Source organism: Aquimarina litoralis (assembly GCF_019295435.1).
GTDB classification, from domain to species: domain Bacteria; phylum Bacteroidota; class Bacteroidia; order Flavobacteriales; family Flavobacteriaceae; genus Aquimarina; species Aquimarina litoralis_A.
In genome coordinates this window covers 77,714-92,922 of the sequence record NZ_WEKL01000009.1, presented here as the reverse complement: position 1 = coordinate 92,922, position 15,209 = coordinate 77,714, and the positions used below count along the sequence as shown (strand labels likewise).

Below are 15,209 nucleotides of genomic sequence, written 5' to 3'. Positions count from 1 at the left end.
TGATCGTTTGTTTCTATCTTTTATTTATCCTCCTTGAGTTGCCTGAATTATGGTAATATTATCATCAACTTCAATTAAAGTTTGGTTCCATTTGTTTTTGGTGATAACTTCATTATTTATCGCTATTGCAATCCCATCTTTTGCAATAGATAATTGATCTAACAAAGAAGTTACCGAACTATTCTCTGGAATAATTTGTTCTTGATTATTAACGTTTATGGTCATTGTTCCTATTTATATCCATAAACTTTAGGAGGCGAAGTAAATGCCTAAAAAGTAATATACATACCTATATTTAAGGTACTTCTTAACTTTTCCCTTCGTCGGTATGAGCCGCATCAGGTTCAAAGGGTATTTCTCAGACTCCTTCTAGGAGACACCCCTAAAGTTTATTTTGTAAAGGTAAGGAATCTAAAAACAATTACAGTATCTACTTCACTATTTCTAAGCTTTTTATCAAAAATTTAAAATTAGAACTTTTTGATGTATGGCCACAGTAAACGAAAAAGAAATATACTACAATATTTCACCCCTATTAACTATAAAATCAGGCTTTTTCAATGATTTATTGTAACTTTATTCTGTTTAAAACAATGCTACTGCAATTTTGAAGTTATTAACATATGAATAATACAAAACGCGCCATAACGTCAAAAATAATTATAGGTTATAGTCTTGCCGTTGTTTTAGCAGTTCTTTCTTTTTGGATAATTTACAGCCAATTAAACAATTATACAGAAAGTAATAAAATTAAAAATGAGAATAATGAAAAGTTAGTTCTTGTTGGAGAAGCTATTACACGATTATATGAAGCGGAAAGCCTCACGAGAAATATTATTCAAACTTCTAATAAAAATAAAAAATTTGAAAACTACACTGCCAAAGTAGATTCTATTATTAATACTATTGATAAACTTGCTTATGTTTCATCGGATAGTATCCAAATTCGAAAAATAGATAGTATCAAAATTTTAGTTGACAATAAAAATAAAAACTTTGCGGAGTTAATTGATATTTATAAACAACGTAATCGAAAAGGCACCTATCAAACGGCTATTGATGAGTTGAAAAAAACTAATTCTAACTTTGAGGATTACGACACAAATTATGAAAAGCGTTTTAAAGACAAGTCTCCTGACAAAAGAAGGCTTTTCTCCAATGTTTTAGAGCTTTTAAAAAAGGATAATGAAAAAAGGCTAACCAACGAAACGGTAGAATCTCTTACCAATACTGTAAAGGAAGTACTTGCTGAATTAGAAGCAAAAGACAGAAGATATAGATATGAGATTTGGTATAAGGAAAATAAACTTCTAAAAAACGATCAGGTTATTACTCAAAAGCTGAGAGATATTTTGGCTCATATTGAACAGAATGAGAGAAGTGAATTTAATAAGAGATTCCAAGCTTCGAGTGAAGTTATGGATAAAACCTTTACATTCATTATTATCATCTCCGCTATTAGCCTTGTCATTGCAATTATTTTTATTGTATTAATTACAGGTGATGTTTCTAAAAGTMAGAAATTTAGAAATGAATTAGAGAATGAAAAAACATACACTGAATCTCTATTAAAAACTCGAGAATCTTTAATCAATACGGTAACTCACGACCTACGCTCCCCTCTTAATACAGTTATTGGATATTCTGATTTATTAGAAAAGACCGGTCTAAATAATAAACAAAAACACTATTTAGGGCACTTAAAAAAATCATCTGATTACATTCTTCATCTGGTAAATGACTTATTAGATTTATCCAAACTTGAAGCAGGAAGAATGGTTATCGAAGAATTGCCTTTTTCTCCAAAAAAGTTAATTGCAAATACAATTACTAGTGTTATACCTATAAACGATACTAAAAACCTAGATATCCATATAAATTCTGAAAAAGAGCTAAACAAGCAATATCTTGGAGATCCTTTCAGAATTAAACAGGTACTTACTAACTTATTAAATAATGCTTATAAATTCACTGATAAAGGATCCATCTCTATTGATGCAAAAATCACAGAAAATGGACTTGCAGAAAAAGAATTAGTTATCTCTGTGAAAGATACAGGAATTGGTATCACCAAAGAACAACAAAAATATATTTTCGAGGAATTTTCGCAAGGGGATGATGATACGGAAAAAAAGTATGGTGGTTTTGGTTTGGGCCTAGCAATTACAAAAAAAATAATCAAATTGCTTAAAGGTAAAATAAAGTTGGAGAGCGAACCTAACAAAGGAAGTAACTTTACTTTTTGTATTCCTATCAAACTTGCTAAAAATCAAATTCCTGAAGAAGAGCATGAAGTAGTGGAGATAAAGCATTTTAATAATAAAAAAGCACTTATTGTTGATGATGATCTAAGTCAACTTGACCTAACAAGTGAAGTCGTTTCTTTGATGGGGCTATCATATGACATTTGTGAAAACGGTATAGATGCCTTAGAGCTTTTAGAGAAAAACAATTATGACTTAATCCTTACTGATATTCAAATGCCTAAAATGGATGGATTTGAACTATTAGAAAACATTCAAAATAATCTTTTGTATAAGGACTTACCCATTATTGCGCTTTCAGGTAGAACAGATACCTCAGCATCTGAATATAAAGCTGCTGGTTTTTCTAGTAGTCTTCGAAAGCCATATGTTCCTCAAGCTCTTATAGATTTGATTGCTTCTGTATTAAAAATCGACACTCCAGACATCGAATATGAAAACCCTGTTTCTAACCACGAAAAAGATGCCGATTATTCTTTAAAAGACTTAATGCTTTTTGCTCAAGGAGATTCAGAATCTCTTTATGCTATTTTAGAAACATTTTGTGATAGTACTACGGACCATATAATTGAATTAAAAACTGCTATTTCAAATGATAAAGGAGATCTAGAACAAATTAAAAGGCTTGCACATAAAATGTTACCAATGTTTAAACAAATAAAAGCAAAAGAGATTGTGCCTATTTTAGATACATTGGAACACTTAGATAATTATGAACTTGATCCTCAAGAAGTTCTTACCCTTACTAAAGAAGGTATTGATAAAATAGAAAATCTAATTGACAAACTAAAGGTAAAGAGCTAAAGACTAATGTCATATTGCTTTAACTTGTTATAAAGTGTCTTTCGATCAATATCTAGCATGCGCGCAGCTTTTGCTTTATTCCCGTTTGCCTTTTCCAAAGCATCCAAAATTAACTCTTGTTCATTTTGATTTTTGAATAAACCATATGTCTGTTTCGCATTATGAGAAGCATAAGCCACATCATTAGGAAGCACATCTAAAGTAATCATATCATTCTGAGAGAGTAAAACAGATCTTTTTACAATGTTTTTTAATTCTCTCAAATTACCAGGCCAGTCATATTTTTTAAACGTATCTAACACTTCATCCGCAAAACCAACAACATGCTTATCTAATTCTATATTTGACTCTTCAAGAAAATAATTTGCAAACAACATCAAGTCTTCAATTCTATCCTTCAGTGGCGGAACCTTTATTGAAAACTCATTAAGTCTATGATACAGATCTTCTCTAAAATCGCCTTCTTTTACAGCATTACTTAGATCCTCATTTGTAGCAGCAATAACTCTGATATCTACCTCTATTTCTTTATTACTTCCTACTGGTTTAATTTTTCTCTCTTGTAATGCTCTTAATAATTGAACTTGCAATTCATAACTAAGATTTCCAATTTCATCCAAAAATAACGTTCCTCCATTTGCTGCTTCAAAATGACCCACTTTATCATTCACAGCACCCGTAAAGGAACCCTTGATATGACCAAAAAATTCACTAGAGGCAATTTCTTTAGGAATAGCACCACAGTCTACTGGAACGAAAGGTTTATCAGCTCTTTTACTCGCCTTATGAATACTACTCGCTACATATTCTTTTCCAGTACCGCTATCTCCAATTACCAATACCGACATTCTTGTGGGAGCGACTAGAGCAACGTACTCGTTTAATTTTTTAGATGCGTCGCTAATCCCTTTCACGAAAGAGTTATTAGCACTTACCTCTTTTTTTTCTTTTTTAGAAACTTCTTGTCGAACAGGCTTAGGAACATCCTTAGTAACTTTTAAAGCATTTTCTATTATCTGTAATATCTTGTCTGGATTAAATGGTTTCGACACATAATCAAAGGCACCTTGTTTAATAGCACTTACCGCCATATTAATTTCAGCATAACCTGTCATTATAACCACCTGAGTTTTTGGATTTTTTTCTCTGATATCATCTAACAGAGTGATTCCATCTCTATCTGGTAATCTTACATCTGTAAGAACGATATCAAATGTATGTTCCTGAATTTGCAAAATAGCTTCATTTCCAGAAAATGAAGTCAATACTTCATATCCTTTTTTTTGTAAAAAAGTTTTAAGCATTGTGCAAAAAGCCACATCATCTTCAACAATCAATAATTTGGACATATGAATCTCATTTAATTCTAAATGTATTATATAAAATTATATATTAAAAACATTTAATAATTCTCTACATCAAAGAAACGTAAAAAATAAAAAAGAGACCCTTGGGATTGGGTCTCTTTTTAGCACTAAACAACTTTATATCGTCTTTTGGTTGCAAAACGATATCCTTTTCTACCCCTAGATTTAAGATTTGTCGTCTGGCTTAATCCATTCGCCATTAGCGCTTGCAAATACAACTTTAGTATAGTTATCTTTACCTTTAAGGATAATTTTGTAGGTGTTATCCTTAGATATAAATGCTCTATAAATACGTAAGTTTTCAAAATCTTTAGCAGCCGCATCCTGAACCATCATAGGTAATTCTACAATTTCAATTTCAGTATACTCTTGCAGCTCATATTCGTAATCCATAAACTCCCATCCGTCATTTTCAGCCAGCTCATCCTGCGCTATCACTCCTTGTGCTGATATAATACTTACTACTATCGCGATGATCATTTGTAAATTTTTCATTTTTAATATTATTGTAAAAGCATGTTTTACGATAATATAGATAGGAATAATTGTTCCAAAAAAATAAACAAGAAGACACAATACACAAAATACTGATATACAGTGTTTTATATATTTTTGATTGAATTTAAAAACTGTAGAAATTTGTAGAATCCACATAAATGTGTAGAAATTTTACACACTTTTGATTGCTACAATATTAAAACAATGGTTTTTTACGATTCGATTTTTTAAGAGAATGCATTTTTTTGTTTTCTAAACGTTTTCTAACTGATGCTTTCGTAGGTTTAGATGACTTCCTTGATTTTGGAGTGTATAAACTAGCTTTTAAAATATCTAAAAATCTACTTATTACTAGTTCTTTGTTTTTATGTTGACTTCTTGTATCCCCACATTGAAGAATTAACTGACCTGATTTTGTAATTCTAGAAGCTAGCTTATTATAAATTTTTAATTTTTCGTCAATAGTAATCCCCTTTGAATCTTGTATATGAAAACTTAGCTCTACTTTAGTAGACACTTTATTAACATGTTGACCACCAGCGCCAGAACTTCTTACTGCTTTAAATTTTAATTCACTAAGAAGGACGGAAGTGTTCACGAAAAAAGTTTTACTTGATGTGCAGACTTCAATAAATCATTTACAGTTTTTACAGGATTAAATGTTGTAAGAGGAACTTCGACAAAAACACTAATCCAATTTGACATGGCTCCATTCCATAATCCAGGAAGTTCTAAAGCTTTCAGCACTTTACCATCTAGTGATTTAGTTGTGATAAAACCTGCATCAGGATCTACATATTTCAATAAATCAAATTTATTTCCTTTGTAATCTCTTACACCACAAACAAGATCTACTGGGTTAAAATGTGTGGCACTTTCTAATATTTCAAGCTGTCTATGATCTTCAGGATTTATTTGTGGAGTTTCTATAATTTGCAGTACTAATCTTCCATTGTCATTTTTAACCCAAAAAGGACCTCCTCCAGGTTCTCCTTCATTGATTACCATTCCGCAAACTCTAATAGGCCTATTCAAGGACTCTTTTAAGAATTGAAGCTTATATTTTTCGGAGAATTTATCAAAATCTATTGGTAATCTCACATTAAGTTGTTCTACCAAAAACTTCTTTATATCTATCAATTCGGCTTCCGATGGAGATTTTTTATCAATCGCATTCAAAATTCGAAAAGCTTCATCCTGAATTTCAATTAATTTACCTGCTAATATTTTTTTATATCCCGAGACTTCATCCTGATATTTACGAACTACAACATTATCTATATTTTTTATATAAATAATATCAGCATCTAGATCATTTAAATTTTCTATCAAAGCCCCATGACCACCAGGTCTAAAAAACAGGGAACCATCTTCCTTTCGAAAAGGCTCATTGTTTTCATCCACAGCTATGGTATCGGTTTCTGATTTTTGAAATGAATATGTAATTATAAAGTTTGTATTTGTTTTTTCTTCAACTTTTTTCTTGATCCTTTCGAATTCATCTTTAAATGCATCTAAATGCTCTTTAGAAATCGTAAAATGCAATTTCGAATCACCATTTGTATTTTTATTATAGCCTGCTGCTTCATATAGATGCTCTTCAAACGAAGTAGAAATACTATCTGGATATTTATGGAAAGGTAGTAGTCCTTTGGGATAAGATCCAAAATTCAATCCTTTCTCTTTAAGCATCATTTCTACAAAAATATGAAGCTGTCTACCTTCAGAAAGAGATTCAAAATTAGGATAGGAGCTTTTCACTTTCTTCATTACCGTCTCATAAAAAGGGAACTTTTCTAATCCTATCAGGAATAACCGTATTGCATTCGCCTTTTCATGATTGGTATAAGAGTTCAAACTTTCTTTTCGATATTCATAATTATCGAGAAATTTAAACAGTTCTTTGAACATTCTAGTTGCTGCTCCAGAAGCAGGAACAAACTTGGTTGTCTCTAAATCAGAAGATCTAGATTCGTACAATTTGGTTAATTCTGTTTGGTAATGCTCAGAAAACTTCAAAATACCATTATCCAAACTTGCCGCACTTCTTAAAGCAACAAAGGGAATTTCATTTTTAAAGGTTTCTATTTGTGATAAAACTTTTTCAACGGTTAATCTTTTAGAAGTAATAAGCTTAATATCTTTATCCGTAATATTCACGTTCCTATTGGTTAATTTAATTAATATGAAGGTTTTAAAACTACTCATAAAACAAGTAAAGTCATTTAAACACACATCCTACCACCCCTATTCATTACAAACTAACTTGTTTTATACTCGCAAGAGTTTTCAATATAAGTTAAAAGATATGAACCTTATATTTTTTTTGTAAAAAAATTATTCAAAGGATGAAAATTCCCTCTTTTTACTAGTTATTAAGAGTTATACAACTTAAAAACTAACCATAAGGCAATGCATACACACAAGTAAACCCTTCAAACTCTAGAAAAGTAATATCATAATGACTGATTTTTTCTTGGTAATGAATGCTTCCTGTAGTAAATGGCATATCAAAATTAAACGGAGTAATGTGAATATGTTGCTCGAAACTCAAACCAGCCGTTCCATATAACTTATACAAGGATTCTTTTGCTCCCCAAATAACAGTTAAAGCTCTGATTTTATCTTCCTGAAATTGATTGACAAATTCTTGTTCTGATTCTACAAACTTATGAGCAATTCGAACAATTTTATCTCTTTGTTTTTCTATATCAATTCCAACCAGTTTATCACTTACAATAATACCAGCATATTCGTAAGAATGTGTAATAGAAATTTGTTTTCCATCTTTTAAGTGTGGTTTTCCAAAATCATCGTAAAATAAGTCGTAATCCGTATATCCAAAAATAGCCAACAGATGCCGAACACTCATAAATCCTCTCCTATGTAGATCAGATTTCATATTATCTACTCTTTGTCTACAATGATCTGTTAATTCAATCCCTTCAGACAGCTCTTCAAAAGATTCTTCTATCTTCCAAATCAATATATTAGTGGTTTCATCTACTGTTATAGTTTTGTAAAGAGGCATGCGAATTCTTAAAGTTATTATGTACCTTTGCAAACTGAAAATCGAGAACTACAATCTTGATTTCAGGGAAACGAATTTAGAATAATTTGGTGCGAAATACTAAAATATTGCACTTCATAACTATAAAACGACTATTATGAGTACCAAAACAGTACCTTATGTTCCTTACAAAGTTAAAGACATTTCATTAGCTGCTTGGGGAAGAAAAGAAATCGAACTAGCAGAAGCAGAAATGCCAGGTCTTATGTCTTTGAGAGAAGAATATAAAGACGAGCAACCTCTTAAAGGAGCTCGTATTGCTGGTTGTCTTCATATGACCATACAAACTGCTGTATTAATAGAAACACTACAAGCTCTTGGAGCCGAAGTTACTTGGAGTTCTTGTAATATATTCTCTACTCAGGATCAAGCAGCTGCAGCAATAGCAGATGCCGGAATACCAGTTTACGCTTGGAAAGGTATGAATGAAGAAGAGTTTGATTGGTGTATTGAACAAACTCTATTTTTTGGAGAAGATCGTAAGCCATTAAATATGATCCTTGATGATGGTGGAGATTTAACAAACATGGTATTAGATAAATATCCTGAATTAGTAGATGGTATCAAAGGGCTTTCTGAAGAGACTACAACAGGAGTTCACCGTTTATACGAAAGAATGAAAAACGGAACTTTACCAATGCCAGCAATCAATGTAAATGACTCTGTTACCAAATCTAAATTTGATAACAAATACGGATGTAAAGAGAGTGCCGTTGATGCGATCAGAAGAGCAACAGATGTAATGTTAGCTGGTAAGCGCGTAGTGGTTTGTGGTTATGGTGATGTTGGTAAAGGAACTGCTGCTTCTTTTAGAGGAGCTGGTTCTATTGTAACTGTAACAGAGATCGATCCAATTTGTGCTTTACAAGCAGCAATGGATGGTTTTGAAGTTAAGAAACTAGAAACAGTAATTGGAAATGCAGATATCGTCATTACTACTACAGGTAATAAAGATATCGTACAAGGACAGCATTTCGAAGCACTAAAAGACAAGGCAATTGTATGTAATATCGGACATTTTGATAATGAAATCGATATGGCTTGGTTAAACAAAAACTACGGAAATACTAAAGACACTATCAAACCTCAGGTAGACAAATACAATATTAACGGTAATGATGTTATCATTCTTGCTGAAGGTCGTTTGGTAAACTTAGGATGTGCAACAGGTCACCCTAGTTTTGTAATGAGTAATTCTTTTACAAACCAAACCTTAGCACAAATTGAGCTTTGGAAAAACAGTGAGAGTTACAAGAATGAAGTATATATGTTACCAAAACATTTGGATGAAAAAGTAGCTAAACTTCACTTAGCAAAAATCGGAGTAGAATTAACAGAATTACGAAAAGATCAAGCTGAGTATATCGGAGTAACTGTAGAAGGTCCATTTAAGCCTGAGCATTACAGATACTAAAATAGAGCGCGATGCCGCTAGATTTTTAGAMCGCTTCGCTTTTAGATATTAGATAGAACCCTCACCAAAAAGTGAGGGTTTTCTTTTTTTATATATTTAATTAATTATAAAAATCCCACAAGTTGATAAAATTTCAACTGATGATAAATCTACTCCAGCATATTACTTAAATAGGATTTATAGTCTAAAATTATTTCTTATTTCCGTTTTCGGAAAATATAACTCATCCATACTGGGTCATTTTCTTCGGACACCACAGATTGGCGGTCTACAAACTCCCAATTGGCAGCATTCATATAGCTTAACAAATCTGATGTCCCATCTAAATCTTCAATTTCTTTGATGGTAATTTTTTTACCTTCTAAAGATTTCTGCTCTTGTACCTTTATTCTTTTTACTCTTCCGCTATTGTTAGCTTTTTGAACAACAATGATTTCTAAATAATCATATTTTGGTATTTCTTGAGACATTACTGCGTTTGACATTAAAAGAAAAACAAAACAAGATAACACTCGGCTTATTAGTAATTTCATAAAATTTAGATTTAAAAGAAGTATGATTCAAATAAAAAGCCCTTTTCAAGTTCATTTGAAAAGGGCTTCATCTTTATTACAAAGGAAAATATTCTTATGCTTCAAAAGGAACTATAGAAACATAAGATTTATTATCTTTTTTCTTAGTGAATTTTACTACACCGTCAACTTTAGCGTGTAGCGTATGATCTTTACCAGCGTATACATTTTCACCTGGTTTATGCGCTGTACCTCTTTGTCTTACAATGATGTTACCAGCTACGGCAGCTTGTCCACCAAAAATCTTAACACCTAATCGTTTCGATTCTGATTCTCTACCATTCTTCGAACTACCAACTCCTTTTTTATGAGCCATAATTTCTAGGTTTTATTATGTTAAACTTAAAATTGAATGTAGCTATTAAGCCTTACCACCATCCAATTCGTCTTGCCATTTCTTTAATTCATCCCACTTACCTTCAGCAGCTAATTTTGCTTGCTCAGGCCAAGTGTCAGTTACGTGGTTACCACGTACACCTGCTATAATTTCTGAGATCTTAGCAGCATCTGTTTTTGCTAAATCAGCAAAAGTAGCGATACCTGCTTCTACCAATGTAGATGCAATTTTTGGTCCAATACCTTCAATCTTTTTAAGATCATCAGCTTTTGCTGCTTTTTTAGGAGCAGCTTTCTTTGGTGCTTCTGCTTTTTTCTCTACTTTCTCAGCTTTAGCCTTCGGCTCAGCTTTCTTAGTTTCTTTCTTTGGAGCAGCTTTTTTAGCTCCAGAAGCAACAATACTTTCAATTACGATTTCAGTAAGAGATTGACGGTGACYATTTTTCACACGGTAACCTTTACGTCTCTTTTTCTTGAAAACAATAACTTTATCACCTCTTAGGTGTCTTGTGATTTTTGCTCCAACTTGAGCTCCATCTATAGCCGGGGCGCCTAAAGTAACATTATCTCCATCTGCTGTTAGAAGAACTTTATCGAAAGAAACTTTATCTCCTTCTTCTCCTGCTAAACGATGAACAAAAACTTTTTGGTCTTTCGCAACTTTAAATTGCTGCCCTGCTATCTCTACAATTGCGTACATAGCGTAACGTTTAATTAATTTTTTATATAAAAAGAACAACCGCCTATTAAATAAGCGGATGCAAATATACTGCTAATTAATTAACTGACAAATATTTTACGCCTCAATAGGATGAGAATTATGCTTTTTCTTAATATTCCAACTTTCTTTAAATAATTGCATAAAGGACAAGGTAAGTACAAATGTTGTTGCAAATCCCATAATAGCTGCCACGAACACCACTATTCCCACACCAACATGATAATGAGAACTCCAATTAGCCAACATTTCTGGAAGGAAACTAGTATTGATATTAGTAACATATATAGCGAAGAAAATTGTAAAAATTAAAGTAGCATTAAAACCCGTAAATAGACCTGCCATAAATCCTTTTTGGTATTCAAAAGCACTTCCTTTTTCTAGTTTATAATCTCTCATAGCTCTGTATAAACCAAAGGCTACTATAAAACCATTACCCAAGCTAAAAGCGGGATTGGTCTGTACACCAAATAGTGATAAAATTAAAAAATATGCAACTAGTCCAATCGCAATCAGAACACCATACTTTACAGGAATTGTAGACTTTTTCATAATTTTCTTGTTTGGATTTAACAGAAATTTATGAATAATTGTCGGTTTTCAGGCTTAAAAAACTGTTAATTTATTAAAAACTAACTATTTACACCACTCAAATTCTTAATTCGTTAAAATCGCTGCAAAATGCGATCTTTGCATACAAATTCAATAAAAATTGTTATAAATGAAAACTAAACTTTACACAATTGCTTGTGGACTCTTGATGGCTATCTCAGGAAGTGCACAAGAAGTAGAATTTACAGAGTATGATCTAGATAATGGTCTGCACGTAATTCTACATCAAGAAAATAAAGCACCTGTTGTAACAGTAGGTGTTATGTATCATGTTGGCGCTAAAGACGAAGAAACCGGAAGAACCGGATTTGCTCACTTTTTTGAACACCTATTATTTGAAGGAACTAAAAACATAGAAAGAGGAAAATGGTTCGATATTGTTTCTGCTAATGGTGGAAGAAACAATGCCAACACTACACAAGACAGAACCTACTATTATGAGACACTACCTTCAAACAATTTAGAATTAGGATTATGGATGGAATCTGAACGCATGTTACATCCTGTGATTAATAAAATAGGTGTCGACACTCAAAATGAGGTTGTAAAAGAAGAAAAAAGACAGCGTATTGATAATGCGCCTTACGGAAAGATCATCTATAGAACTGGAATCAATAAATACATCTTCAAAAAGCACCCTTATGGCCAATCTGTGATCGGAAGTATGGAAGATCTAGATGCAGCAAAGCTTGACGAATTTATTGCATTTAACAAAAAATTCTATAATCCAAACAATGCAACTTTAGTAGTAGCAGGAGATATTCAGATTGAAGATACTAAGAAAATGATTGCTGATTATTTTGGGCCAATCAAAAACACTGGAGACAAAATAACAAGAACTATAATCAAAGAAGATCCTATTACTACAGAGATCAAAGCAACAGAGAAAGATGCAAACATCCAAATTCCTGCAAAAGTATTAGTATACAGAACACCAAAACAAACTGATAAAGATGCCTATGTATTGAACTACATATCAACAATACTAACTGGTGGAAACAGTTCCAGAATGTATAAAAATATGGTAGAAGATAAAAAAATGGCTTTGCAGGTACTTGCATTTACAGATGCACAAGAAGACTATGGAACATATATCATGGGAGCTTTACCACTTGGAAATGTTAGTTTAGATAAGCTGCAAGCAGAAATGGATGCTGAAATTGAAAAATTACAAAATGAATTAATCTCTGAAAGAGAATTTGAAAAACTTCAGAATCAATTCGAAAATAACTTCGTGAATTCTAATTCAAGTATTGAAGGGATTGCAAATTCTCTAGCAAGATACAATATGTTATTAGGTGATACTAATCTTATCAATAAGGAAATCGACATCTACAGATCTATTACAAGAGAAGACATCCAGAACGTTGCCAAAAAATACTTGAACAAAAATCAACGTCTTAATCTTGACTATTTACCAGAGTCAAGCAAATAATAAAAAAGAATATTACGATGAAAAAACATATAATCTTTATCATAGCATTTGTATTGATCGCGGTAAGTGCACAAGCACAAATAGATCGGTCTAAAATGCCAAAATCAGGACCAACTCCTGTGATCAAATTAGGAGAACCCTATACCTTTAAAATGGGTAACGGCTTAACGGTTCTTGTTGTTGAAAACAAAAAACTACCAAGAATAACAGTTAGTTTATCTCTAGACAACCCTCCTAATGCAGAGGGAAACAAAGCAGGAATCGAAGCAATTGCTTCAGAAATGATGGGAAAAGGAACCAAAAACATCAGTAAAGATGTTTTTAATGAAGAAGTTGATTTTCTAGGAGCTTTTGTAAATGTTGGAGCTTCTGGTGGTTTTGCACAATCATTATCAAAGTATTCGGATCGAATCATTGAATTATTCGCTGACGCTTCTTTAAATCCAAATTTTACTCAAGAAGAATTAGATTTGGAGAAAAAGAAACTTATCGAAGGTATTAAGTCTGGAGAAAATAGCGCAGAAGCTGTTGCCAGTAGAGTACGAAGTGTATTAGCCTATGGAAAAAATCATCCTGCAGGAGAATATACAACTGAAAAAACAGTAAACAACATTACACTTGCTGACGTTGAGACCTATTATAGAAAAAACTTTGTTCCGTCTAACGCTTACATGGTAATCAGTGGAGATATTAGTAATGACAAAGCAAAAGAGCTCGTAGAAAAACATTTTACCTCTTGGACTTCTGGAAAAGCACCATCTTTTGGCATTCCTGATGTAAAAGATGCACAGTACAGACAAATTAACTTCATAGATATGCCGAATGCTGTGCAAACAGAAATGGCTGTAATGAATATTTCTGATCTTAAAATGGCAGATGAAGATCATCATGCTGCTTTAGTGACAAACTATATTCTTGGAGGATCTTTTGGTAGTTATGTAAACATGAACCTTAGAGAAGAGCATGGATATACGTATGGAGCAAGATCAACAATGCCGAGAAACAAAAACTTCAAGACGGCATTTAGAGTTACTGCCAAAGTAAGAAACATGGTTACTGATAGCGCTGTAGTAGAAACTCTTAAAGAGATCAAAAGAATCAGAACTGAAGATGTAGATGAGGAAGTATTAAAAAATGCAAAAGCAAAATTCTTAGGTAACTTCATTTTAGCATCTGAAAACGATAGAACCATCGCTTCAAGAAGTATTGATATCAAAACTCAAAATCTTCCAAAGGATTTCTACGAAACGTTTATTGCCAAAATTAATGCTGTAAGCAAAGATGACATTAAGAGAATTGCTAACAAGTATTTTAATTTAGATAAAGCAAGAATTGTATTAGTAGGCAAAGGAAGTGATGTTCTTGAAAACTTAGAAAAAATTCAGTTTGAAGGAAAGAAAATTCCAATTCTATATTTTGATAAATATGGAAATAAAGCTGAAAAACCTGAATACAATGCTGCAATACCTGAAGGAGTAACTGCACAATCAGTTTTTGACACTTATTTTAAAGCTATTGGAGGAAAAGACAAGCTAGAAGCAGTTACTTCTACCTTTACTTCTGCTCAAGCATCTATGGGTGGAGCTACACTGGATATGACCCTTAAAACCACTTCTAAAAACCAAATGCTTACGAACATATTATTTGGAGGAAATTCTGTAAGTAAAAATGTTTTTGATGGAACTAAAGGATATGCAATGGCGCAAGGTCAAAAAATTGATTTTACTGAAGCTCAGATAGCAGATACTAAAAAGAGTTCCTATCCATTTCCAGAATTAAAAAGTAAAGATGCTACTCTAGAAGGAATAGAGCCTTATGAAAATGGGAAAGCGTATAAATTAAAAATGAGTGATAAAAAGACCTCATTCTTTGATACTGAAACGGGACTTAAAATAAAAGATATCGTTATACAAGAACAAGGAGGGCAAAAAGTATCTTCTACAATATCATACAGCAATTATAAGGAAGTAAATGGTATTAAATTTCCACATACTATCTCTATCGCTGCTGGTCCTCAAAAATTTGATTTTAACGTATCTTCAGTTAAAATTAACGAAGGTGTAACAGATGAAGATTTTAAATAAGAGTTAACTCTTATCAATATAACCATAAAGGTTCG

General features: G+C 32.3%; 14 protein-coding genes and 1 riboswitch. Of the genes, 4 read left to right on the top strand and 10 right to left on the bottom strand.

Annotated elements, in window-relative coordinates; genetic code table 11:
• Positions 1-24 precede the first annotated feature (24 nt).
• Positions 25-225, bottom strand: a complete 201-nt coding sequence (gene thiS, locus GBO31_RS07075; RefSeq protein WP_219007632.1) for a sulfur carrier protein ThiS — start codon at positions 223-225, stop codon at positions 25-27.
• Between the two features lie 73 nt (positions 226-298).
• Positions 299-394, bottom strand: a riboswitch (TPP riboswitch).
• Between the two features lie 229 nt (positions 395-623).
• Here thiS and GBO31_RS07070 point away from each other — a divergent pair.
• Positions 624-3,068 (top strand): hybrid sensor histidine kinase/response regulator, encoded by a 2,445-nt coding sequence (locus tag GBO31_RS07070; RefSeq protein ID WP_219007631.1) that lies wholly within the window; start codon positions 624-626, stop codon positions 3,066-3,068.
• Here the strand turns inward: GBO31_RS07070 and GBO31_RS07065 are convergent.
• From GBO31_RS07065 to GBO31_RS07045, 5 genes are all read right to left on the bottom strand, one after another.
• A complete protein-coding gene (locus GBO31_RS07065; protein WP_219007630.1) occupies positions 3,065-4,417 on the bottom strand; it encodes a sigma-54-dependent transcriptional regulator in 1,353 nt (450 codons plus the stop codon). The genes GBO31_RS07070 and GBO31_RS07065 overlap by 4 nt on opposite strands.
• A 183-nt stretch (positions 4,418-4,600) precedes the next feature.
• Positions 4,601-4,930, bottom strand: coding sequence for a hypothetical protein (locus tag GBO31_RS07060; RefSeq protein WP_219007629.1), 330 nt, complete (start codon positions 4,928-4,930; stop codon positions 4,601-4,603).
• A gap of 199 nt (positions 4,931-5,129) precedes the next feature.
• Complete coding sequence (gene arfB / locus GBO31_RS07055; protein ID WP_219007628.1) at positions 5,130-5,531, bottom strand: alternative ribosome rescue aminoacyl-tRNA hydrolase ArfB; 402 nt, start codon at positions 5,529-5,531, stop codon at positions 5,130-5,132.
• The gene (locus GBO31_RS07050; protein ID WP_219007627.1) at positions 5,528-7,093 is read right to left on the bottom strand and encodes a DUF4301 family protein; all 1,566 of its coding nucleotides are present in this window, start codon (positions 7,091-7,093) and stop codon (positions 5,528-5,530) included. The genes arfB and GBO31_RS07050 overlap by 4 nt, the downstream gene beginning before the upstream one ends.
• A 238-nt stretch (positions 7,094-7,331) precedes the next feature.
• Complete coding sequence (locus GBO31_RS07045) at positions 7,332-7,964, bottom strand: 4'-phosphopantetheinyl transferase family protein (protein WP_219007626.1); 633 nt, start codon at positions 7,962-7,964, stop codon at positions 7,332-7,334.
• A 136-nt stretch (positions 7,965-8,100) separates the two neighbouring features.
• Here GBO31_RS07045 and ahcY point away from each other — a divergent pair, with 136 nt between their 5' ends.
• On the top strand, positions 8,101-9,417 hold the full coding sequence (gene ahcY, locus GBO31_RS07040) for an adenosylhomocysteinase (protein WP_219007625.1): 1,317 nt from the start codon (positions 8,101-8,103) through the stop codon (positions 9,415-9,417).
• Positions 9,418-9,614: 197 nt separating this feature from the next.
• On the opposite strand, the gene GBO31_RS07035 is transcribed toward ahcY, so the two are convergent.
• The 4 genes from GBO31_RS07035 to GBO31_RS07020 form a co-directional block, all read right to left on the bottom strand.
• Positions 9,615-9,950, bottom strand: coding sequence for a hypothetical protein (locus tag GBO31_RS07035; RefSeq protein WP_219007624.1), 336 nt, complete (start codon positions 9,948-9,950; stop codon positions 9,615-9,617).
• A 94-nt stretch (positions 9,951-10,044) separates the two neighbouring features.
• Positions 10,045-10,305, bottom strand: coding sequence for a 50S ribosomal protein L27 (gene rpmA, locus GBO31_RS07030; protein WP_211073876.1), 261 nt, complete (start codon positions 10,303-10,305; stop codon positions 10,045-10,047).
• Positions 10,306-10,350: 45 nt separating this feature from the next.
• Positions 10,351-11,025, bottom strand: a complete 675-nt coding sequence (gene rplU, locus GBO31_RS07025) for a 50S ribosomal protein L21 (protein ID WP_219007623.1) — start codon at positions 11,023-11,025, stop codon at positions 10,351-10,353.
• A gap of 96 nt (positions 11,026-11,121) precedes the next feature.
• Positions 11,122-11,595, bottom strand: a complete 474-nt coding sequence (locus GBO31_RS07020; RefSeq protein WP_219007622.1) for a DUF4199 domain-containing protein — start codon at positions 11,593-11,595, stop codon at positions 11,122-11,124.
• Between the two features lie 169 nt (positions 11,596-11,764).
• Between GBO31_RS07020 and GBO31_RS07015 the strand changes: the two genes are divergently transcribed.
• Entirely contained in the window at positions 11,765-13,090 is a 1,326-nt protein-coding gene (locus GBO31_RS07015; protein WP_219007621.1) for a M16 family metallopeptidase, read from the top strand.
• Between the two features lie 17 nt (positions 13,091-13,107).
• Positions 13,108-15,174: a M16 family metallopeptidase gene (locus tag GBO31_RS07010; RefSeq protein WP_219007620.1), complete on the top strand. Its 2,067-nt coding sequence runs from the start codon at positions 13,108-13,110 to the stop codon at positions 15,172-15,174.
• The last annotated feature ends 35 nt before the right edge of the window (positions 15,175-15,209 follow it).